At 37.7% G+C, this 24633-nt stretch carries 13 protein-coding genes; all 13 read right to left on the minus strand.

Annotated elements, in window-relative coordinates; all coding sequences use genetic code 11:
- Positions 1–145: 145 nt before the first annotated feature.
- The 13 genes from C3L50_RS09835 to C3L50_RS09895 all read right to left on the minus strand — a co-directional run bounded on the left by C3L50_RS09835 (position 146) and on the right by C3L50_RS09895 (position 24632).
- Positions 146–2938, minus strand: coding sequence for a glycoside hydrolase family 78 protein (locus C3L50_RS09835; protein ID WP_449528502.1), 2793 nt, complete (start codon positions 2936–2938; stop codon positions 146–148).
- Positions 2939–3005: 67 nt separating this feature from the next.
- Entirely contained in the window at positions 3006–4880 is a 1875-nt protein-coding gene (locus C3L50_RS09840) for a six-hairpin glycosidase (protein WP_103806011.1), read from the minus strand.
- A 183-nt stretch (positions 4881–5063) separates the two neighbouring features.
- A complete protein-coding gene (locus C3L50_RS09845; RefSeq protein WP_103806012.1) occupies positions 5064–5987 on the minus strand; it encodes a glycoside hydrolase family 43 protein in 924 nt (307 codons plus the stop codon).
- Between the two features lie 12 nt (positions 5988–5999).
- A complete protein-coding gene (locus C3L50_RS09850) occupies positions 6000–7574 on the minus strand; it encodes a glycoside hydrolase family 28 protein (RefSeq protein WP_103806013.1) in 1575 nt (524 codons plus the stop codon).
- Between the two features lie 69 nt (positions 7575–7643).
- On the minus strand, positions 7644–9041 hold the full coding sequence (locus C3L50_RS09855) for a glycoside hydrolase family 140 protein (RefSeq protein WP_103806014.1): 1398 nt from the start codon (positions 9039–9041) through the stop codon (positions 7644–7646).
- A gap of 167 nt (positions 9042–9208) precedes the next feature.
- Positions 9209–12355, minus strand: a complete 3147-nt coding sequence (locus tag C3L50_RS09860; protein WP_103806015.1) for a DUF6298 domain-containing protein — start codon at positions 12353–12355, stop codon at positions 9209–9211.
- 105 nt (positions 12356–12460) lie between these two features.
- Positions 12461–14140 (minus strand): polysaccharide lyase, encoded by a 1680-nt coding sequence (locus C3L50_RS09865; protein WP_165783999.1) that lies wholly within the window; start codon positions 14138–14140, stop codon positions 12461–12463.
- A 60-nt stretch (positions 14141–14200) separates the two neighbouring features.
- Entirely contained in the window at positions 14201–14863 is a 663-nt protein-coding gene (locus C3L50_RS09870) for a DUF3826 domain-containing protein (RefSeq protein ID WP_103806202.1), read from the minus strand.
- 87 nt (positions 14864–14950) lie between these two features.
- Positions 14951–16660 (minus strand): pectate lyase family protein, encoded by a 1710-nt coding sequence (locus C3L50_RS09875; protein ID WP_103806017.1) that lies wholly within the window; start codon positions 16658–16660, stop codon positions 14951–14953.
- A 191-nt stretch (positions 16661–16851) separates the two neighbouring features.
- Positions 16852–18855, minus strand: a complete 2004-nt coding sequence (locus C3L50_RS09880; protein ID WP_103806018.1) for a RagB/SusD family nutrient uptake outer membrane protein — start codon at positions 18853–18855, stop codon at positions 16852–16854.
- 19 nt (positions 18856–18874) lie between these two features.
- A complete protein-coding gene (locus C3L50_RS09885; RefSeq protein ID WP_103806019.1) occupies positions 18875–22252 on the minus strand; it encodes a SusC/RagA family TonB-linked outer membrane protein in 3378 nt (1125 codons plus the stop codon).
- A gap of 452 nt (positions 22253–22704) precedes the next feature.
- On the minus strand, positions 22705–23697 hold the full coding sequence (locus C3L50_RS09890; protein WP_103806203.1) for a pectinesterase family protein: 993 nt from the start codon (positions 23695–23697) through the stop codon (positions 22705–22707).
- 26 nt (positions 23698–23723) lie between these two features.
- Positions 23724–24632, minus strand: a complete 909-nt coding sequence (locus tag C3L50_RS09895) for an alpha/beta hydrolase (protein WP_103806020.1) — start codon at positions 24630–24632, stop codon at positions 23724–23726.
- Position 24633: the final 1 nt, after the last annotated feature.

Here is a 24633-nt window from a genome sequence, read left to right on the forward strand (position 1 = left end):
GAGATTGGTTCGCGGATGACACGGATTTACTTCGTAAAAACGCGGATAAAAACGGATTTTTTTTAATTTTAAATATTAAAAATCCGTGACAACCTGCGTCTTCGCTTTAGCGAATCTGTTTCATCCGCGTTCCATTTTTATCGTTCTATATTTTGCATTCAATTGTATATTTCCCTGATCCTAATTTCAAATTTTTAGTCAATTTTCCATTCACTTTTATTTCAGAATTTTTCGTCGAAACCGGCAATTTTACTGTTGCTGATGTATTCGCAGGAATCTCCACTTTCAGGATTAACTTTCCATCTTTCTTTTCCCAAGCCGAAGCAATAGTTCCGTAAATGGATTGGTACGTGGCTTTTACAAAAGTCATATCGCCCACGATTTCAGGCTGAATAAAGAAATGCTTGAATCCCGGATTTTCTGCATCAGGCACAATTCCGGCTAAACTTTGATAGAACCATTCTTCGATTTGTCCCATCATAAAGTGATTCCACGAATTTCCTTTACGCGGATCCCATTGCTCGGTTAAGGTGGTCAAACCAAATTTAATCTGGAAACCATATCCCGGTGCATCATAATGATTGTTCATTTTGTACATCGTTTCGTTTTCGCCGTTTCGTGCCAATGCCTGAAACAAATAACGGTTTCCAACATCGCCAGTCGTCAATCGATCGCCTTTTGCTTTGATGTCGTTTAACAGATTTTGCATCACCGCCGCTTTGTACTGCGGTTCCACGATGTCCATAAAAATCGGAACGGCGTTGCTAAACTGGCTGCTGGTTCCGTATTGTTTGGTTTCGGTATTGAAAAATTCCTTGTTGAAAGCCGTTTTTATATCCGAAGTCAAGGTTTCGTATTTCGCAATGTCTTCGGTTTTGTTCAATAATTTAGCGGCTTTTGCCACCAAACTGGCTCCATAAAAATAATGGGAAGTTGCCGAAAGTGCAATCGGACTGTTTTTCGAATATCCCGCTGCGTGTGTTCCGTAATCGTACCAATCGCCCAATCCGTGCGAAACGATATGATTGGTGGCTTTTGTACCTAAATAATCCACATACCTTTTCATTACGGGGTAATACTTTTCGATTAACGAAGCGTCGCCGTAATATTCGTAATACATCCAAGGCAGAATTACGCCTGTCACGCCCCATTCCGGAGAGTCGGTAAAGTCTCCTCCGAAAACTACATATTCGGGAACAATCGTTGGAATCAAACCATTGTCACGTTGCGAATCCGAAATGTTTTGCATTGTGGCAGGAATGTAACTCTCCAGATTGTAATTGAACATCAAGCCTGGGCCGTTCAGATGGATTTCTTCTATCCAACCCAATTTTTCGCGCTGCGGACAATCGGTAAAAACACTCTGAAAATTACTTTTGATGGCGTTGTTTATCAACCAATGCGTTTTGTTGAAAATATCATTCGAACATTCAAAAGTTCCTGCTTCTCCAGCCGAATTGTAAATAAAATTCGATTTCAAATCAACCAATGTCGGGAGATTTTTATTCTTGACCTCTTTATAATTGATGTTCTCTATCTGAACATATTGAAAACCATAATAACTGAATTTCGGTTGCCATTCTTCAACTCCGTCACCTTTCAAAGTATAGTCGTAATAATAGGGTTTCCCTGTTTTTCCTTGCCCAACCGTTCCGTCTTCATTCAGGCTTTCACCCACCCAAACGCGAACGGTTTGTCCTTTTTTTCCTTTGACTTTTATGGTGGTAAATCCCGAAAGATTCTGTCCCATATTGAAAATATAGAAATTAGGTTTCAGTTTTTTTGCTTCCTTAACTTCAAATTGTTTTTGCACGATAATTGGCGTTGTAGTCTGTGCTCTCAAAACACCTTTTGGCGCTTCCTGAACGACTACTTTTTTCCAATTGGCATCGTTGAATCCTTTTTCGTTCCAGCCTTTTTGTTCCAAATTGGCATTGTAATCTTCGCCACCAAAGATACTGTTGTAGGTAATTGGGCTTTTGCTGTATTTCCAACTTTCGTCTGATTTGATGATTTCCTCCGAACCGTCTTTATAAATCACTTTCATTTTGAAAAATAAAGTCGGCGGACCAAAACTCACATAGAATTTCGAATAGCGTTCGGCAAGCGTGTTGTACATTCCGTTGCCCAACAAAACTCCGATTACATTTTCACCTTTTTCAAGTTCATTAGCGGTTAATTCGTACGTATTGTAATTGACGGTTTTGTCGTAATCTGTCCATAAAGGCGCAAACTCGCTGTTGCCGATTTTCTCGCCGTTAATAACCAACTCATAATGCCCCAAACCAGAAATATAGACTACGGCTTCCTTAATTTCTTTGTTAACCGAAAATGGTTTGCGAAGCATGATACTTCTGCGGGACAACGAATCGGAAGCGTTGATTAATGAGGCTTTTTTCTCTTTGTTGAAAGTGGCCGTGTGGTAATTTCGGCCTTCCGGCAAATGACTGTCGGCTTTGGTAATGGCACCAATCCATATTGGATTCAAGTCGGATTCTGAAGGTGCTGTCCTGAAAAAGGCTGGCTTGCTCCAATGGGAAGCTTTGCTGTTTTGATTCCAAACTTTAACTTTCCAGAAGTATTTAGTTTCACTTTTTAAAGATTTTCCGTCATAAGATAGTTGCAGATTTTTATTGGAAACCACTTTTCCGCTATCCCAAACATCAGCTTCGTCATTGTGTAATTTTTTCTCGGAAGAAGCTACCATTATTTGATAAGCTGTTTGCAAGACATTAGACGTTCCCGAAACCAATTGCCAACTTAATCTTGGCTGGTTTTGACTAACGGCTAATGGATTTTCAGCCATTTCACATCTTAAATGGGCAACGGAAATCTGTCCATTAGAAATGAACGATATCAGAAGACAAAAAAGGATTACTATGTTTTTTAAAAACTTCACGCTTTCTTTTTTTTTACCACAAATTGCACAAATTTTCACAAATTATTCTTTTTATTTCAGCTAAAAGATTTGCGGGAATTTGTGCAATTTGTGGCGATATATATTTTTATAACTTTTCCGTAATCAATGATTTAACATTAAATACTGCCTCCGGAATCAATTTTCCTGTATCTGGTAAATCAACAAAATCCGGTGTATCTGGTTCTGTATCGGCATTTGGTGTATAACGCTGATTGCCTGTACGGAACATTATTCTTGAAATACCATCAACGGGAGAATAGAATATTTTGTTCGTTTCCTTTCCATCATTCACTTTTACGGTGTAGGAACGGGAAGTAACGTCTAATTTTACGGTAACAGTGTACTCCTTTCCTGCCTCATATTTCGTGATTCCACCAAAACGGGCACCATTTTTAGCTTTTAATTCTCCATCCGAATCGAACACCAATCGAATGGCGGGAAGTCCTTGTTTATTTTGAAATTCGATTTGTAACAAGCCGTGATTATTTTGCTCTGGCGTTACGATAAAAGTCGCTTCCATTTTTTGTGCAAACGGAATCACGCGTTCGGCACGGGAATAATCAAAAGCATCTTGGTCTCTCAAAGTTAGGCTTTTTTTGCCATCGGTTTTCTTTTCGATTTTGGCGGAAGCCCAAGCCAAATCGTAGGTATTCCATAATTTTAATTCTTCACCGTTTGGCAAATCATTAAACACATCGTTGGCATTTTCTTTCACTTCACTTGTCACCGGAACCGGAATCGAAGCCACCCAAATATCTTCCTTGTTCATACTGTAACTCACCCAAAGTTTTCCGTCTGGCGGTGTTCCATCGGTTTCGGGAATCCCGCGAACGTATTGTGGGCCGGCTGATTTGTAATTTCCTCCGTAACGCATCGGAGAAATTTCACCGTGAACCAACAATAAATCTTTATAATTCAGTCCGTCGTCACTGGTTGAAATTGCCAATGGCCAACGGTATTCTGACGGATTATAAACCGTTGCATAACGATTATCGGAGGTTTTTTGACCCCAAATTTTGGCATTGCTGTTTACGAATCCTGGCGCCCTTGTCGGAATGTATTGCCAAGTTTTCCCTTCGTCTTTACTGATAGAGGTCAGGGCAAATTTCCATAAACCTACTACGTTTCCGTTTGGTAAATGGTAATAATTGAAGGCTTTGTATTGTTTTTTTAACGGAATCAATTTATCATCACGATCGGCTTCTTCTACCCATTGTTGCATTAACAATGGTTTGGAAAGTAGCTCATCGCAGGCTTTGATAAACTTTTTGTCTTTGCTTTTGGTATAAAATGAAAAGGTTGTTGGCAACGGATTCCCATTTTTATTGTATCTGATAAAATAAATAGGGCCAAACGTTCCGTCTTTGTAAATTTCACGAACCACGCGACCAATTCCTTTTCCGTCATTTGGGTCGTCTTTTTTGTCCATTGCGACTCCATAATAACCCAAAGCAAGCAATCTTTTATCGGACGTAACATAAAAACCCATTCGTTGGTGCATCACGGCATCGAGATTTTTGGCAACGCCTTCCACTCCCTCTTTTTTGAATCCGTCAGGAATGCGATAAATTGGGAAAAGCACCGTCGGTTTTGTCCAAGTTACCCCATCTTTGGAAGTCATCAAAAAAGTTTGTCCCGGCGGAATGTGTTCGCCTGTTGGGTCACTCAAATAATGCAAATAAAAGGTATTATTCCAATAGGCCATCATCGACTGGTGGTTGTAGGTCCAACCAAAACCATCGGCTTTTTCAGGATGTTCACGACTGGCTCGCATAATTTGCGTAGCGTGAACTCCAACTGCCGGACTCAATTGCCCGTGATGGTAATCGACATTGGAAAGTGTTTTACCTGTATATCGTATCGTGTCTTGTTGGGCTTGCGCCGAATTAACCGCGACACAGCTCAACAAAATGGTTGTTGCCGTTACGATATTGTTTTTTATGTTTTGAAATGCAATCATTGTTTTTATTTTTTTGCCACAGATTTCACAGATTTTGCTTCGCCTGTTCGTCTTACAGACTCGAGTCACAGATTTTTTCTTGAATTTGCTTGTTTAATTTTTCACGCAGATTCAGCAGATTTTCGCAGATTATCTTTTTTATTTTAATCCGTGTTAATCTTTAAAATCTGTGGCATTATATTTTTACTTCTTTTCAATTAATCCTTTTAAAACGGCTGACGAAATTGTTGTTATGGTTCCGTGTTTGTGTCCTTCAGGAAGACTTATTTTGGATGAAACATCTTCGAAATGAACAAAATCGGAAGTGCTTAAGGCTTTATAATTTTTTGACCCGTAATTGTCATAATACAATAACCAATTTTTACCGACTTTCACGACAGTTGGCCCTTCCGATAAATAAGCAGTCAAGGGTTCTGAAATTTTTTCGAATGGTCCCAAAGGCGATTTTCCGAAAGCGACTTCTATGTTTCGCATCGGTCTGGTATTGTCTTTTAAAACCAAGACATAATCCTTTTTGCCTTTTTTGACAATCACGCAATCAATGACACTGAAACCGGGTTCATAATACAATTTCGTATCCGAGAAGGTTTTGAAATCCTTGGTCGTTACGTAATACATTCGATGATTGTTTTTCTCCTCTTCAACTCCTTTTGCAAATCGGAACGGAATTGTCGATGCCCAAATAACTATGTATTCTTTTTTGACATCGTCATAAAAAATCTCGGGTGCCCAAACGTTTACCACATCCGGCTCGTTTTTCATCACGGGAATATATTGTTGTTCTGACCAATGAATCAAATCTTTGGAACTGGCATATCCAAAACCATTTCCGCCTTTCCAATCGGTTGTCCAAACCATATGATAGGTGCCGTCAGCGCCTTTGGTTATGGACGGATCACGCATAATTTTAGTTTCACCTGCGCCTATTTCTGGTTTTAGAAATGAACCCTCCAAACCTTTCCAATGATAGCCGTCTTCGCTGTATGCTAGATATAAACCTTCCGTAGCCGGTTCCCTGAAAGAAGTGAAAAGAAAAATTTCTTTCTTTTTCTGGGAATAGCTTAGAGCGCAAATGGCTATGCAAATGATTAAGAATATTTTTTTCATATGTGTGAATTGTTATTCTACAATTGCTTTTTTATCCAAGTCTTTTCCTTTTTTCACAACGGTACTTACGTTATTAAACACATTGTTTTTAAGGAAAATATTTTTCGTTTCTTTTCCGTCTGCTTCAAGAAATACATCTGTTGCATTGAATGGGAAATTATTGTTAATCATAATATTCGATGCGTTATCGATTTTGATAACCGGAATTCCTTTTATCGGTGTTGAAGAACCTGCGTTGTCCAAAATAAGGTTTTTGGCATCCGATATTTTAAACGAAGAACCTATGCTAGCATTTACTTTTACATCGTGAAATTCAACGTCTGTTGCGGTAATTACCGTGAAGCCTTCTTTGGCATCCATATTAATGTTCGAAAAAGAAATGTTTTGAATTGGCATTTCAGAAATTCCGCGAACGAATCCCGCTTTGTTTACATTTCCTCCCGTAACATTGCTAACGTGAATGTTTCTGAAAATTGGCGTGCGCTCTGTAACCGGCTCCACCGCATTGTCTTTGTCGTAGAACAAATCCAGGATAATGGCTTCTTCCTTGATGTTTTTCATCACGATATTATCCACGCGAATGTCTTCGACAACACCACCTCTACCACGTGCCGATTTGATGCGGATTCCTCTGTCTGTTCCATCAAAAACACAGTTCGAAATCGTGACTTTTTTGATTCCGCCCGACATTTCGCTTCCGATAACGACACCACCGTGACCGCTTAACATCGTGCAATTGGTGATGGTAACATTTTCGGTTGCTTTCCCGTATTTGCGACCGTCTGCATCCCTGCCCGATTTAATGGTGATACAATCGTCGCCCACGCTGATGTGACAATTCGAAATGTGAACGTTGGTACAAGATGAAGGGTTGATTCCGTCCGTGTTTGGAGAATGCGGATTATTAATCGTGATACCCGTTACGGTTAGATTGTCGCAAAATTCAGGATTTATTGTCCAGAAAGGGGAGTTTTTGAACGTAACGCCTTCGATTAAAATATTTTTGCAATTGTAAGCCTGAAAAAAAGAAGGTCTGAAAAAATGTTTGTCAATCGTTCTTTTATAGTAAGGTTCATAGACAATTGCTTTGTTTTGCTCGGTCCACATTTTTTGGTATTTGGTTTCGGGAATTGGCCCTTTGGCAGTTTCGATTCGGTACACTTCATTCCACCACGCTTTTCCTTGTCCGTCGATGACACCTCTTCCTTTGATGGTGATGTTTTCGACATCTTTGGCATAAAATAATGGGGAGAAAGATTGCATCACGATTCCTTCATAACGCATTTCGACATACGGAAGGTAATCATCAAAATTGTCCGAAAATTTCAAAAGCGCACCTGAATCCAAATAAATGGTGATGTTGCTTTTTAGTTTTAAAGCACCCGTTAAATATTCTCCGGCAGGGAAAAAAATCGTTCCGCCACCGTTTACAGCCACTTTGTCAATGGCTTTTTGAATGGCTTCGGTGCATTTTATGCCTTTGTTGTTTCCACCTTCGTTCAGGATATTCAACCAACCATCATTTGCGAAAGCGGTGTTCAATCCAGTTATGAAGAAAAGTATGATTATGATATTTTTGATTTTCATAGTGTGTTTTTTGGCACGCAGATTACTTCGCCTGTTCGCTTTTGCTCGGGTCCGCGGATTTTTGCAGATTTATTTGTTTGACGTTAGAATAAGCACCCAGTCGTTTCCGTCTTCTTTTTTGCCAGTAGGCTGAAATTCCTGAACTCCTTTATTAGCAACAATTCCGATTTTAGTTTTTTGTCCATTGCTTGGATTGTACCAAGTTGCCGTTACTTTATCTCCAGCGATTTTACCCATATTTATGGCAATTTTTCGACCTGTATAAGTGTAAATCAAGGCATAATTCTTTCCTTTGGTGGCAACCAAATAGTCGTATTTTTCTCCTTGATTCGCAATCAATGATTGATCTGGAACTCTTTCGAAATATGGAAATTCTAACATTAATTTTTTAAGATAAACCATTTGTCCGGCTCCCGGCGCCTTGATGGCATCGTACCAAAATACTTTGTTTCCGTAGGCTGGTTTGTCTCCTTTTCTGAACATCTGCATCACGGCATTATGACCGTACGTATAACCTGCAGCTCCAGCAAAAACAGACCAATAGCCATATCTTCTCACATCGCTTGCTTTCCATAATGGTTGCAAGGTATCGTGCAAACCGTGAGGAATTCCTTCGTAAGAGGGTTCTCCGTCAAGTGTTGGTTTGATAGGTTTTAAAGTCAAATCTCTTTGAACGAATTTGTAATTGTCTTCTTTAAAAGAACCCGGCAAGGTATCTTGATCATATCTTCTGTGTCCTGATTGAAACATATTGAAATCCAACCAAGTCGCAGTATGATAATCATCCGAAGAATCTGTTCTCCCGAAAGGGTGGAAAGTCACCAATTGATTTGGATTATTGGTTTTTAACGTACTTCCGATGCCATTCCAAATGTCTTTGAATTCGTTACCGTGCGTATCGCCACCATTCATCCAAATAACATTCGTTCTGTTTTTATAGCGATTCGCCAAAAACTGGGCATATTTTATAACTTGTTCTTTGCTGACTTTACTGTTTTTACTACTAATATTGGTCCCCCAAACCGGAACCATCCCAACGTAAATTCCGTTTTTCTGCGCCACGTCCAAAACATAATCTACGTGATCCCAATAATCGTATTCTGCTGCGTTATTGAAATTATTACCCGGAGTGGTTATCGGTTTCGAAATGTCTTCATTTACCAAAGCTGCGTCACCATACACATTCACCGCATTGATGTTATGCAAAACCATAATTTGAACCACGTTGAATCCTTTTGCTTTTCGATCTTGAAAATATTTATTTACACCTTCCCTGTCCAATTTTCCAAAAGTCAGCCAACCGGTATCACCCAACCAGAAAAAAGGTTTGCCGTCTTCGGTAACAAAATAATATTGGTTCTTGGAAACTTTGAGTTTTGGTAAATTTTTGGATTGCGAAAATCCGCTTTGTGCAGTAAACATAAAGCTTATGCAAAGAGCGTATAAATATTTAATTTTCAGATTCATTTTTTATCTTTTTTGGCCACGGATGGCACGGATTAAACGGATTTTACACCGAGATATTTATTGTTTTTTACATTGATTCATTTATTACCCACGGTTGAAACCGTGGGCTATAAAGATAACACAACCATAACCAACGGTTTCAACCGTTGGAAACACGGCTATAATGACTAATTTTTCTTCACTACAAAAAGTACTTTTTCCTTAACATCAGAAGAAGCAATTGTAACTTTTTTTCCTCCTCCAATGCTAGCTACTTTGGTTACACTTCCTTTTTCAGCATTTATCGCATAGACTTCGAAATTCCCTTTAGAATTAGTCAAGTCTATCGAAATATCTTGTGCTTTTTTTGCATAAAAAAGATAGGCTTTCCCTTTATTTTCTAATATCCAAAGATTGTCTGAAAAAGTATTTCCACTAACCAATTTCATTTCGCCAACTTCTGAATAAAATGCAGGGAGTTCAATTTTTGGAATTGCAGTTAAGGAAGCTCCTCCCATTAATGCTGCCCAACCAAATCGTGGTGCTCCCATCGTAGAATACAACACTGCTTTATTGGGGTATTTTTCACGGTATTCACGAACAGCCCTATAGACTTGGTCATCGGTTTCTTTACCCACTTTCAACTGACGAGCGTGTTGACGTGGGGCCAAATTTACGCCTCCCAGTGGTGCATAAAGCGTTCCATCTTCTTTATAATACCAATATCGAATGTCAATAACATCTACTGTTTTTGCTCTTGCTTCGTCATTCAAAATAGCATCCTGAACATCTTTTGTAGCGCTCAAAGCTATTTTGGATTCATTTGGATGCGACTTTTCATAGTTGGCTACAACATCAATCCAGAATTGCATAAAAGATAAAGGTCCAGTATATTCGGCACTTGTCATTTGCAATACGTTGGCGTTATCTTTGAAATTCTCTAAATTTTTCTCGACAAATGCGGTATGCAATTTACGGATGTTTGTATTTTTTACATCATAAAATTGTTCAGCGAGAAAAATCCTTTTATCACCAGCGTAAGGCGGTGGTTCGGGCAAACCAGTCGTATTGATATTATTTTCTGGACGCCAAGCAGAACTTGCCCAATGTGCTCCAGCTTCTATAATATTATGCTGAAAATAGTTTTCGTTTATTAAAATTTTATTCTCTGCCGCCGCTAATTCTGCAAAGGTTTTCAATCGATTCCAATACCAAGCATTGTATCTTGTCAAATCGTATTTACTTAAATGATCCCAAGCAATTCCCTGGCCACTTCTGTCAAATGGCTGTTCATAGAACGGTGCCCAAACATCGGCATCGATTCTTCGGATGCGTTCGTGATCCGCCATTCTTTGTTCATACCAAAGTCCGTAATTATGATCTATTGCCCCTTTATTGTTTTCAACTAAAAAGCTTACCGTTTCGTCCAAATTATCGGTGTAACCCACACCATAATGACCTGGAACAAATCGAGTAATATGAGGTCTTGATTTTGAAATATCAGACTCACGCAAACTTCCTCTCCACCAAGGCACATCTATAATTTCTCCGGTAAGGACTCCTTTTGATGATGTTAAAAATCCATTCGTAATTTTAATTTCAACAGGTTTTGCGTTAATAACTACTTCAGTATTTATTCCGTCAATTCGTTTTGCTTTGGCAAAATCAATTGCAATTGGATTTCTTGTTGCCGCTTTGGTGATGTACTCTTTTAAAGTTTCATTTAAAGTATAGGCTGCTGCGGTCAAAACTTTAGCTTGTTCTATCGTGGGACTCGAGGAAGGCTCATTGCCCAAGTCCATAATTTGCGGTTTCATCGGTAATTTACCCAAACGTTGTTCGAGCAAAGCATAAAATAAACTTCTTGGATTGATGTGATTGTTCACGTCTTTCCAATGTCCGTTTCCTGCCCATTGCGCCCAAACTCCAAACGCCCAGTTATTAGCCGTTGGCGGACTGTAATTTTCTATTTTGGATGCCGAGGTTTCCCAAATGACGCTATTGGCCACATTCCAGCCCAAACCTCTACCATCTTGTTCTTTGTTTTTGAAACTGATTGCGTTTCCGTCAATTAGCGACACATCGAAAAGAATTCCGGTTGCCCAGCTTCCAACAGATCCGCTAAAACTAAACGGCTGATGCGATTCGCATTGCAAGAAAACATTTGGTCCCGCAGTTGCATATCCTCCAACCACAAAATCATTATAACCCAATTCTGAATTACAACGTTGAAACAAAGTTTGTGTTCCTTCTGTATAAAAGGTATTTCTTCTAAAAGCTGCGATTTCCGAAATAGGATTCAATGCCAAACAATCTTCAACAGTAATCCTTTTGGCCGTTTTTAAAATAGAAACTGCTCCGCCGGCAAACTGTTCAAAATTGACTTGTCGCACCCAACTATCTTCCGCATTTGTGATAGAAATTCCATACCAACGGTGTTGTTCGTCTTTTAGATTTGTCGAATCATAATCCGATTTCAAACTTAGATTTTCGACCCCAACATTATTGATTCTGCCTGACCAGATATAACTTACCACAGTTGATTTTGACAATTCTTCATCCAAAGCATTAGTCAAAGGTGCGTCGATTGTAATTTTATTGCCTTGAACTGCAGTAATTTCTCTATCAGCACGAATGACAAAATCATCAGATTTCCAACCAATCCAGCCACTTTCTCCGCCAAAATCATTCATTGATAAAAGATCAATCCAATTTTTGGTGATGGGTGTATTGATTAGGATGTGATCTCCTTTTTTTAGGGAAGTTCCATTTTTTACCGCTAAAACTGTCGCTCCTAATGGCGTGTAATTGGCCTCTAATTCAAACTTATCTTTAAAAACGAGATTGTTGATTCCGCTGATGTTGACAATCGCTTCTCTATTGATTGATGTCCCTAAAAGTGTTGTTTTATCAATGCCACTTCCTCTTAGAACAATTCCGCTTTCCTTGATATTGATAACTCCCGAAACTTTGAAGATTCCTTTGTCTAAAAGGACTGTTCCTTTAAAACCAGCTGCATCGGGTTTGATTTTAGCCACATAATCTATTGCCGATTGAATAGTTTGGGTTGCGTCTCCATCGATATGAGGAACAAAAACTTTGATTTCTACAGATGGAATTGCTACCGAAGAAGCTTTATATCCTGCAAATGAAAAATCAGGAATTTGGTTTCCTTTTGCATCAACAGTACGTTCCAGTTTTCCTTCTTTGGTTTTAACAATATCGGGAAATGTGTTTTGTGCCAAACTAATATTGGCACTAAAGAAAATAGCAAGACAGGATAAAACTAGTAAATCCTTTTTTGCTACTCTATTTTTAAGTTGGATAAAATTCACTTCAATTTTATTTTTGATTTTTTAGAATATGGAAAATAGAATAAAGATTATAGATTTCTAATGAACTCTCTCTTTCTATTTTCAACAATCTATTTTCTCTGCTCTTTACTGTACTAATGCTTTTAACTGTGCCAGCGTATCGGTGTTATTTTCAATTTTCGTCCAATCCGTTTTTTTGGTTGGGTCGATTCCGTTAATATATTTCTCGATATTGGTATAACCGTCGCCATTCAAATCTTTGTTGGCATCGGAGGCATCTTTTGGATTCAACCCATATTTAGTTTCCCAAGCATCAGGAATTCCGTCATTATCCGAATCTTTATAAGCTTTCCCTTTGTATTCTGGATAACCGCCCACTTGATTTGGATTGGTTATAATTCCTCTTTTATACGAATCGGCAGGCAATCTTCTTTTGATGAATTCTTTGCCAATTGAATTTTCCAATCCGTCTTTAACTTCAATTTTTCCAGTACGAACCTGTTTAACGATTCTTTCATCTACTGCATCACGTTTTGGTAAAGTCGCTCCTGCATTTTCTAATACAAAATCGTAAGCTTGTTCCGCTTTCATAATAGCAATTGGCGGCATTCTAAAAGCTTTATTTTGTTTAATTTGTGCCAAAAAGTCTTTGGTAATTTCAGGCGACAAATCTTCTAATTGCACTCCACCATTCCAGTTATCGGCTGTTACTTCTGGCGAACCCACAATAAAGTTTCCGTCAACAAAGGCTTTTCCGTACTGTTTTGGACTAATATAACCTGATTCGGGTTTGATGATTCGATAACGAATCGGCTGATCGGTTGGCGTGATTGGTCCCGGTTTGAAATAATTATTGATAATGTTGTATTGCGAACGATAGTCTCCACCATCAAGGGTACGATTCCACCAATTGAAAACGACATTATTTACAAAGTTAAAGCTTCCATACATTCCAACCGAGGCATTTCTCGAAATATTATCGGCCCATAAATTGCGGATAAACATACTATTCAAACCACCGATAGTACTTCCGAAAGCGTGATTGTAAGTATCCAGACCTTCTGACGAAATGGTATTCTGAATGGTCACATTAACAGCCGGGAGTTTTTCTAACTTTGATTTTTCGTTAGCCTGAAACTGGTGGCGGTATAACGAAATATTTTCGTCTAATCCCCAACTCATCGAGCAGTGATCAATAATTACGTTTCCAATCACGTTTCCTCCCAAAGCATCGTCACGACGGGTCACTTCGGTTTCTCCACGGCGAAAACGCATATAACGGATGATAATATCGTGAGTGTCTAATAAAACCGATTCTCCTGCAACGCAAATTCCGTCGCCCGGTGCTGTTTGTCCCGCGATTGTGATGTAAGGCGCACGAACAGTAATTGGTTTTTTAAGACGAATAATTCCCGAAACATTAAACACTACGGCACGAGCTCCAACGGCTTCAAGCGCTTCACGGAAAGTTCCTTTTCCGCTGTCTTCCAAACTTGTGACAACAAATATTTTACCTCCACGACCACCTGGAGTCTGAGCTCCGCCTCCCATTGCGCCGGGAAAAGCTGGGATATCAGCATGAACCAAATCGGTTGGCAATGACGCCCAAGGCACATAAGGGCGGCCCTGTAAGGCTTCGGCTTTAATGATATGTTCATTTTCTTTCCAAACCTGATCCAGACGATCACTTTCAGCTTTCATCATAGCATCGGTTTTTTCTTGAAGCGGTTTTGGAATATCTGGATATTGGGCAAATACAGACGAAAAAGACAAGCAGCAAACAACTGCCGTAAAAACTTTATTCATGCTTTTATTTTGAAAAGTGCTACGCATTGGAATCTTTGTTAAAATTAAATTTATAAATGATTACTTGGTTGCTTCCGCTTTTTTGCGTTCTGCAATGCGTTTGTTCCAACCTTCACGTTCTTTGGTCAAATCATATCCTCGTTTGGACAGGTAATTGTTGATTCTCCCTTTGTATTTTCCAAACCAAGCATGTTTTTCATCAGCAGAGCCACCATCCATTGCATGTTCTCTGGCTTCCACCAATGTATTGTAAATATACTCTTTTTCCTCCTTGGTCAAAGTAGGTATCATATCGTTGTAGGCTGTTACCGTAACTGGAAGCACTCCATAAGTCATTCCATCCTTCACCTCGGTGATTTTGGCTTCGTTCAAGTGTTTGCCCAATTTTTTCAAATAATTTGCGTGCAATTTGTCGATTGTCTTGTCTACATCGGCTTTCAATTTATCGATTTTCTCGTTTTGCTTTTCTTTAGGCAAGGTTGCGTCTTCCTTTACTTTTTTGATTTCGGCATCTCTTTCTCCTTGAATTTTGCTTAAATCACGAAACTGCTGTGCAATTACATTGGCTACGACTGCTTCTTTTTCTTTGTTACCCAAGGCTAATTTATCTACAATTTTGGCCGCTCTTTCATTGGTAACCTTGATGTATTCTGGGTCTGCATATTGTTGTGCGCTTAATTTGCAAAAAGCAAATAGCAAGAACAACACAGTTAATTTCTTCATTGAGGTCATCTTTACATTATTTTAGTAATTGAAAACACTCTCATCCCATAAAGGTATTTATAGAACAAGAATGTTTCAAAATATTTCTTAATTCAAATCCAATAAAGGTCTAACCAAAGTTTCTTTGTTATTGGCTAAATCTGTCCAATCTACTTTTATAGCTGGATTTACACCATTGATGTAATCTTCGATGTTTGAATAACCATCACCGTTTAAATCGCCTTTGGCATCGGATGAGTCTTTTGGATTTAGACCGTATTTTTTCTCCCAAGCGTCCGGCATTCCATCTTTATCTGTATCTACATAAGGTTTTCCTTTGTATTCTGGATAACCACCCACTTGCGAAATATCGGTGATGATACCTTGTTTATAAGAATCCATAGGCAAACGACGGTGCTCAAATTGGTAGAATGTTTTTCCTTCAACTTTTTTATCATATTCAGGAACTCCTGTTTTTACGGTTCTTACGATTCTTTCGTCAACTTTGTCCCTGATTGGCAATGTTGCACCCACATTTTTCAAAACAAATTCATAAGCCTCTTCCGCTTTCATCAAAGGACGGAACCAAGGCATCGGGAAAGGTTTGTCACTTTTCATTTTATCGAAATAGGTTTTAGCTTCATCATAACCCATCAACTCTCCTTTTTTGTTTTCGATTTGAACGCCACCATCCCAGTTGTTTTTGGTTACTTTTTCGTTATTGTTAATAACGTTTCCGTTAACATAAGCTCTACCATAAACCATATAAGGCAATTTGCTTCTTCCTGATTCTGGTTTCAAGATTCTGTAGCTGATTGGTTCTGCTAAATTCGTAACAGGTCCTGGCTTGTAAAAGTTATTGATGATGTTGTAATTGGCAGTATAATCACCTCCATCTGTAGACCGGTTGTACCAATTGTAAACTACGTTATTTACAAAATTGAAAATTCCATTCCACCCGATTGATGGATTTCTACCTGCATTGCTCGCCCACATATTACGCATAAAAGAGCAATTTTCTCCTCCTAAAGTACTACCGAAAGCGTGGTTGTAAGTATCCAATGCTTCTCCGAATAAACTGTTTTGAATCGTAATATTTACAGTCGGTTTCTTTTCGTCTGGATAACCCGCACCTGGACTGTACATATGGCGGTACATTGACATATTTTCGTCTAATCCCCAAGTGGCCGATACGTGATCGATCATAATGTTTCCAACTGGATTTCCTCCAATAGAATCATCTCTTCGGCCTACGAAAGTTTCACCTCTGCGAAAACGCATATGACGAATAATTACATCGTGAGTATTGATCCAAATGGATTCTCCTGCCACACAAATACCATCGCCTGGAGCAGTTTGACCTGCAATTGTGATATAAGGCGCACGAATAATTAATGGACTTTTGATTTTGATAATTCCAGAAATATTGAAAACGACAATTCTAGCTCCACCTTGCTCACAAGCTTCGCGCAAAGTTCCTGGTCCTCTGTCTTCTAGACTTGTAACGGTATAAACATTTCCACCACGACCTCCATATGTGTACATCCCTCCTCCTTCAGCTCCTGGAAAAGCAGGAATAGTTGCTTGTGGCAAATCGTTTGGTCTTGATGCCCAAGGAATAAATGGTTTGCCTTGTTTTGCTTCTTGCTCGATAATTACTAGTGCTTTTTGCCAAGCTTCGTCAGAACGTTTATCTGCTTCATCTATAAAAGCTTTGGATTCTGCTGCAACTTCCGGGCTAATTTTTGGGTATTGCGCAAATGATTTTGCATTCCCCAAAAACAGAAGTGGTAAAATAAATAAAATGTTTTTTTTCATCTTAATTTTAGTGTTTGTATTGTGTCATAACTAAAATCACCTGTATCTTTTTACGAATACAGGTGATTTATTATAACTAATTATTAATTATTAATCGGATTAATGAACCCTTGTCTTCGATAGGTTAAATTCAAAAATGATGCCATAATGATTAATAATTGTAAAATTAACATTTATTATTTTTATCAAGATTAATCTTGATAATTAAAGGTTCCTTCAGCACCTGAAGTGTCTTTCCATCCTATGGTTTGTTTCAACCAAGAGTTTTGAGATAAAACAGTAGTACTAAGTCCATTAATATAATAATTAGATCTCCAAAGTATATTCTTTCCTGCTCCTGCACCAGAACTACCATTATTATCCATAGGAGTATCCAAAGGTTCCTCTACAAAATTAGCTGTATAAAAAGCCGCTAAATTTGTTATCTGAGTATCAAAAGTTGCTTTGGCTGCATCTGGATCTACTAAAGCAGCAAATGTAGCAGCATTACGAAGAGCAAGTAACGGATCTGCGGTAGCTATTGTTTTGCATTTTAAGTAATATCCTGTACGTTGTGTACCATTTAGCGGTGCTACTCCTAATTTTGCACAAGTGTTGTTGTTAGCAAATGTATCATCGTTGTAAAGCATCCAACGTTGCATATCCCAAAAACGTTTTCCTTCATAAGCTAATTCTATTCTGCGTTCTGTAAGACAAGCTCTTAATGCAGCATATTTATCAGCTAAAGTACCTAATCCATAATTATTTGCCGAAGGAATACCTACACGGTTTCTAACTTTACCAATATATGCAATTGCATTAGTTACATCTCCTTTAGCTGCATAACATTCAGCAATATTTAACAATAGCTCTGCATAACGGTATTCAAAAATATCAGTAGGTGGAACATAACCACCTGCACTACTGGCTTGAGGATTTGACATTTTACGAACATATACTGGACTTCCTTCTTGATTATTGTCACTGTAGCCACCAACAGCTCCTGCGGCATCTTTTTTCCAACGGTAACCCCAAATAGCATTAGTTGCAGTAGTACCTTCTTTATAAGTCCATTTACTTCCTGTAAAAGCAAATGTTCTATAAAAACGAGGATCGCGGTTTTTAAAGAATAGAAATGAATCATAACCGTTTGCAACTGTTGGGCTAGAACCATCAGCCATAGGAAACAAATCAATCATTTGTCTTGGAGCTTCAATCGCACTTGAACCAGTTTGACTTTTTGGACGTATTCCTTTTTCCCAAGCATTACTAACTGTTAAAGTAGTTACTGCTGAAGAATTACCTAAAAGTTGTACCGTAATGGCTTCTTTACAAAAAACATTATCAATTAAAAACATATTTTCCCAATCTTTAGCCGTTGTACCATACAAGCCATAACCATCGGCGGTAAGTTGTGTTTCTGCAGCTAAACCAGCTTTCAATGCTGCATCCCAATGATCATCATTTGCATTATCCCAATTTTTATTAAATAATGGACTTGCAGCTGTTAATAATACTCTAGCTTTTTGTGCTAAAGCAGCACCTTTAGTAAATCGACCATAGTTAGCCGCATTCCATTTCCCTGGCAACAAACTAGCTGCCATGTCTAAATCCTTTACTATCTGAGCAACAACTTCTGTAACAGACGCTCTAGGCAATTGTATGGATGGATCCGTAGATGTTGCATTTTGAACAGTAGTAACAATCGGTACACCACCATACATACGCATTAAATCAAAATATTGAATGGCACGCAAATAATACATTTGTCCTTTTGCCTGATCACGGTAGGTTTTGTCTAAACTAGCTCCTTTTACATCTATATTTTCTAAAAATGAATTTATATCTCGAATACGAGTATAAGGTACATTAGTAACCTTGTCGTTTAATGTTGTTCCATAATATGTTGATCCATTAGCCGATTCGGTATAATTAATCGCAGGATCAATAAGAGGCTGTATTCCTCCCGTTTCCTCTGTTAATTTAGAATAGTCTGTAGTAAACAAACCTACCACTGTTGCAGAAGGAGAAGTGTATCCGAAGAAAAAATTATAAGATAGTTTAGCTATATACCAATCTACAGCAGAAGGAGACTGATAAAATGAATCATCAATTTGAGCGTAGTTTTTCTTTTCTTGCAAGAACTCATCACTACAAGAAACACCCAAAACTACTAAAAGTGCTAAGGTTAAATATTTAAAAATCTTTGTTTTCATAATTAACTTTTTAATTGAATTAGAATGTAATATTTATATTAAGCGACCAAGTTCTAAGTGTAGGATATCCAGCAGTAGAACTATCATACATATTACGATAATGATCTGGAAACGGATTATTAAAATACCAAAGATTATACCCTGTTACTCCAAATGTTGCTCGTGATATTCCCAATTGAGAGGTAAATAATTCTGGAAACTCATAGCCTAATGTTAGGTTTCTAACTGAACAACTAAATGTGCTAATTTGCCAAAAATCAGATGGATTAGACACATTATCTCTAAAAGCAACATTAGGATATTTTCCGTTCACATTGTCATACCCATACATGTCTTTCCAAAAAGTCTCACGAGCCCAATAGGCATCATTCGTACTAGTCCTTTGCTCTACGTTATCTATATTACGGATACCACCCCATGAGGTACCTATTTGTGTATTTAAGTAAACTGAGCTGTATTTAAAACCTAAATTAGTTGTAAAACCATAAGTTCTATTGCTATTTACTAATTTTCCATAATCATCATTCCTAGCAATTTTACCATCAACCCCTGGTTTAAGTCCTGTAGCAGGTACAAAAGTTCCAGCTAAATCTTGGTAGGCAAGCATTCCTTTTTTAACATTTATAACATCTATTATCCCTAAAAAGTTAGGTTTTGCTCCAGCAACTCCTGATGCCGTAGCGTTTGCTGTTAAATAATTCCAGTAATTCGTAATATCCTCATCGGTACGTAAAATACCATCACCAGTAGAGGTTCCTTTCCAAACTTTGAAACCCCAAATTGGATTATAACTTGAAGCTCCTGTTCTTTGCTGATTATTTGAAGGATCTGTCAAAGCTCCATCAGGATAAGCTGTTGTTTCATTCCCTGCAAACAAACCAAAGTTTACTCCTATGTTATAACTAAAGTTATCTTTAATATGATCGCTCCATTTAAGAGAAAATTCTGTTCCCCATGAATTTACTCCTGCTATATTTGCTTCTGCAAAAGCTCCTCCAACAGAAATAGGCACATCAAGAATTCCAGCACCAGAAACCAACATATCTGTTCCTTTATCATAATAGTAATCTGCCGAAACTTGTAATCTGTTATTGAATACATTAAAATCGATTCCCAAATCATGTTTAATGTGTGTATCCCAAGTTGCATTCCTATTTGGATTAGGTCTTGGTGCAATAGCATTTCCTAATGTCCCTCCATTAGGCCCAAACTGCAATCCTTTGTCAGAAATAATGTCATAAAAGGTTGCCCATCTCCAAGCTCCAATGTTGTCATTTCCTGTTTTCCCTAGAGAGTAGCGAAATTTCAAGTAGTCAATAGCTGGCAAGGCTTTTTCAAACCAATCTTCTTTAGAGACAACCCAACCTGCTTGAAGTCCTGGAAAGGTTCCCCAATAATTTTCGGGAGCAAATTTTGTAGAAGCATCTCTTCTAACAATAAATTGTAGCAAATACTTTGATTTATAACTATAATTAACACGTCCTAAATAAGACATAGTCCCCGATTCTGATAAGAAATTATTTGAAAATCCTGGTGTTAAATCACCCGCTGTTAGTGATGTTCCTAAATAAAGATCTTTTGAAGTTTTTGTACCACGGTCAAAATACAAAATAGCAGAATCATAGTTTGTTTCCGAACGTTCGACAGAAAACATAGCGTCAATATCATGATTACCAAAAGTTCTTGCATATGTTGCAAAAAAGTTAGCTTGTGTACTTTTGCTATTTGTATTGTCGTACGTAACTCTGGCTTGTCTCACATTGTCAGCAATACTATAATCAGCATCTGTAGCTGCACTAGCAAGGTGATGACCTGCAGCTGTAAAGTTTGTAATTCTTGCCAAAGGAAACGCCAAAGCTACCTGTGATGTTGAAGAAGAAGTTTGGGTTCTAGCAAAAGACCCTCTCAATGCCAAGCCTTTTATAAAAGGCACTTTGTAGTTTATAGCAGCATTTACATTGTATGAAAAATCAGAACTAACTGATTTAGAACCATTATTTAATAAGGCAAAATAATTCCATCCTGCAATAGAACTATTTGAATTTTGAGTTCCACCTAAATTTCCATCCGCCCTATTAAAAGGAGACATATAATATTCCCGACCATTAACTATAGTCGTAATTGGAACAAATTTTGGCATGTGTAACAAATGTCCATAATCCGCTTGTTCTGCATTGGTAGCTCCATAAGGATTCGCAACCGAACTATTTGATTTTGTAAATGATTTTTCGATATCTCCTGAATTTCCAGAAACCGAAGCAGTAAAATCTAAATCTTTTGTTATTTTAGCATTCATTCCTGTTCTAAAATTCCATTTTTGATAGTCTTGCTCTCCAAGATTAGCTCCTTGAGTAAAATAAGTAAGCCCTGCAAAATAGGTAGCTTTTTCGTCTCCACCACTTATAGTAAGCGAGTGTTTTTGTTGCTCTGCAGGCTTCCAAGCTTTATCTAACCAATTGTAATTCAATGATTTCATCTCCTCCAATTCTGCTGGCGAATAAAATTTACTGCTGGTAGCTGGATCATTACCAAGAGCCTGCATTACCCTATTAGAATAAATACCTGACTCATAAGCATTCATTGTTTTTACGTGACTTACCGCATCATTGATACCAAATTGATTGATATAAGAAAACCTCATTTTTCCTGCTTTACCTCTTTTTGTTTTTACAACAATAGCACCTTGAGAAGCACGAGATCCATAAATGGCAGCAGAACCGTCTTTCAAAACTGTAATACTTTCTATTTCAGAAGGATCTAATCTATTAAAAGCATCTAAAGTTGATAAACCTGTTTGAGGATCTACTTGAATTTGGTCATCAATAACGATTAACGGAATAGTATTAGTAGCACCTGTAAAACCAAAAGTTTGACGAATCTGTAAAGTTGATGTTTCTCCAGGACGTCGTGTACCATTACCTCCAACATTTAAACCAACTATTTGACCTCTTAAAGATTCGGCCAAGTTAGAAACTGGTAGATCTTGAAGTTTTTCAGCATTAATTGTTTCAATTGCACCTGTTAAATTACCTTTCTTCTGTGTACCATATCCCACAACAACAACTTGCTCTAATTGTGTTGCATCATCTTTCATAGTTACATTGATAACAGTAGCAGTATTCCCTACTGTTTTTTCTACCTTATTCATTCCAATAAATGCGAATGAAAGTACAGCACCTTTATTTACCGATATTTTATAATTTCCGTCAATATCAGTAACTGTGCTACTTTTCGCTCCCTTTTCGACGATATTAACCCCTGGCATCCCCAGATTAGTGTTATCGATTACCTTCCCAGTGATAATTATCCTTTCTCCATTAGTTTGCTGAGCATAACTCGATAAACTTAACAGAGTGAATAACAGTAAACCACACACCTGTTTAATTGTTTGTTTCATAAGTGTTTTTAGTTAAATTAATTGTTAGTTTAGTTATTATTAAAATTTTTAAGTACAGCTATAAAATCATTTCAAATAGCTGTGAAATTTGTTCAAAAAAATAAGTGTCGATAAAACATTTAATATTTGGTTCAAATTTAAAATGTAATACCTTTTCAACTATCCTGTACTATCCTGAAATAATAGCAATATTAAATAAAAAAAAGATAAAAAAACCATATTCTCAAAAAAAACAGTAAAAAATTAAATAATTAGCAATAAAAAAAGAAGGTATTAACTTACAAATATAACTTAATTCCTTATTATATAATCGTTCACAGGGTTTTTTTGTAAAAATTTGTGTATTTATATAAAAAACACCTCATTTTTTCCAATTTTAACTCTCCCAAAAGGGCTGTAATCGACTCAAAATTTCATTTTTTTAATATAATTTAATTAGATAAAAGACGAACTTAATTTTTAGGATTCCAACCATTTAAAACTATATTCAAATCGTATTTTTTCAGCTCGGCTTTTTTCAATTGATATGACCAAGAAACTCTTTTGGAAACATCATTTCCTCCTGGACCTTTACTTCCAAATTCTGCATAATAAACTGTTTTTTCTTTGTCTGGAAAATTCTTGTCGCCTTTCCACGGATTCCAGCCATCTGGAACAATATGTGAACCCATTTCGGTATTGATAAAAACCGTTTGGGCATAAGGTCGCCAAGGTCTTCCTAGGAAAACTTTGTTTACAGTTTCGTCTTTTGCGGTAAGTTTGCAATCCACAAATACAAATCCATAGGTATCTTGCTGATAGGTTGAGGCTGCCGTAACATACGAATTGGTCAAACTTTCGATGGTACAGTTATAAAAATAAGCTGTTGCCGCTCCGAAAATAAAATCGGTAGTTCCGTTGATAAAACAGTTTTCGAAATAATTTCTGGTTCCGCCTTTGGCTAAATACAAGGTATCTTGATTGCCTAAAATGGAACAATTTTTAATAGCCACTCTATCGCCTTCGGTATGCAAAGCCACCGCTTGACCTACTTTGCCAGCGGTATTTTCGATAGTCAAGTTTTCTACAGTACAATCATTTCCTTGAACCAATAGCGTATAAGATGTATAAGTACTGTACTTTTCATTACCCGTTACATCAATGCCTCGGAACGGTTTTCCGGAATAATCGTCATAAGAAATAATCGTTTTTTCTCTGTCAGTTCCTCTTAAAGTAATGTTTCTCTTGAAGGATGGAATGACCACTTTTTCGTTGTAAGTTCCCGCCTTAATGGTAATAACCACTCTCATTTCGGCGTGGTCTCTCACTTTATTGATGGCTTCCTGAATCGTTTTGAAATCGCCGGAACCATCTTGGGCAACAGTTAATGCAAATAGATTATCGGTGGTTTGTGCCGTTAAAAAAAACGTGGTCAAAAATAGCAATGTGGTTAAAAAATGTTTCATAAATGATTTGTAGTTAGTTTTAAATTTTAGTTTTTCAGAATATTTATTTCCATCAGCCATTGTTCGCAAATAGCTGTCCAAATATTAGTCGAGCCGGGATTATTTCGCAAAGCAATGGCGTGAGCGCCTTGATTGAAAATATGCAAACTCGAAGGGATTTTGTTTTCTAACAATGCATTATAAAATAGCAAACTGTTTTTTGGAGAAACGGTTTTGTCGTCAAAAGCGTGTGCCATAAAAGTAGGCGGCGTATAACTGCTTACTTGAAACTGTAGGGAATATTTTTTGAGTAATTCCGCAGATGGATTGGGTCCAAGCAAATTTTCCGTGCTTGCCTTATGTCCCAAAACCCCCATATCGATTACCGGAGATATCAAAATCATAAAATTGGGTTGAAAAGAATAGGCATCGAATTCATCACCTACTACAGCAAAATCATCTTTGATTGTTCCCAAACTTGCCGCCAAATGTCCTCCTGCAGAACAACCCATCACGCCAATTTTATTGGTGTCAATTTTCCAAGCAACCGCGTTTTTACGAATAATTCGCATTGCTCTTTCGGCATCTTGCAACGGTGCTTTTTCTCTTTCCTTAAGGTCTGGCGAAATCGGCAATCGATGTGTCAAAACAAATGCATTGATTCCAATGGTGTTGAACCATTTTGCCAATTGAAAGCCACTGATGTTATAAGACAAATGATGGTAACCCCCACCCGGAATTATCAAAACCGCCGCTCCTTTGTTTTCTTGATTGGAAGTAAAAAAAGCGTGAATACCCGGCATTCCCACCTGCATTACACGCTCATTATTGATGCTGTCTTTTATAACCAGTCCTTTTGAATTGGGCATCTTGCCTTTTGTCCAAAGGGGTATAAATTCCTGTGCTTGAATTTGAACTATTGCCAATAGCAACAGAAATGTTATTGTTTTTTTCATT

The organism is Flavobacterium alvei (assembly GCF_002920895.1).
GTDB classification, from domain to species: Bacteria; Bacteroidota; Bacteroidia; order Flavobacteriales; family Flavobacteriaceae; genus Flavobacterium; species Flavobacterium alvei.

Excerpts from the sequence above, each read along its gene's own strand:
- C3L50_RS09865 (WP_165783999.1), bottom strand. The coding sequence starts at position 14,140 with ATGAATAAAGTTTTTACGGCAGTTGTTTGCTGCTTGTCTTTTTCGTCT.
- C3L50_RS09880 (WP_103806018.1), bottom strand. The coding sequence starts at position 18,855 with ATGAAAACAAAGATTTTTAAATATTTAACCTTAGCACTTTTAGTAGTT.
- C3L50_RS09850 (WP_103806013.1), bottom strand. The coding sequence starts at position 7,574 with ATGAAAATCAAAAATATCATAATCATACTTTTCTTCATAACTGGATTG.
- C3L50_RS09840 (WP_103806011.1), bottom strand. The coding sequence starts at position 4,880 with ATGATTGCATTTCAAAACATAAAAAACAATATCGTAACGGCAACAACC.
- C3L50_RS09885 (WP_103806019.1), bottom strand. The coding sequence starts at position 22,252 with ATGAAACAAACAATTAAACAGGTGTGTGGTTTACTGTTATTCACTCTG.
- C3L50_RS09845 (WP_103806012.1), bottom strand. The coding sequence starts at position 5,987 with ATGAAAAAAATATTCTTAATCATTTGCATAGCCATTTGCGCTCTAAGC.
- C3L50_RS09895 (WP_103806020.1), bottom strand. The coding sequence starts at position 24,632 with ATGAAAAAAACAATAACATTTCTGTTGCTATTGGCAATAGTTCAAATT.
- C3L50_RS09875 (WP_103806017.1), bottom strand. The coding sequence starts at position 16,660 with ATGAAAAAAAACATTTTATTTATTTTACCACTTCTGTTTTTGGGGAAT.
- C3L50_RS09870 (WP_103806202.1), bottom strand. The coding sequence starts at position 14,863 with ATGAAGAAATTAACTGTGTTGTTCTTGCTATTTGCTTTTTGCAAATTA.
- C3L50_RS09890 (WP_103806203.1), bottom strand. The coding sequence starts at position 23,697 with ATGAAACATTTTTTAACCACATTGCTATTTTTGACCACGTTTTTTTTA.
- C3L50_RS09855 (WP_103806014.1), bottom strand. The coding sequence starts at position 9,041 with ATGAATCTGAAAATTAAATATTTATACGCTCTTTGCATAAGCTTTATG.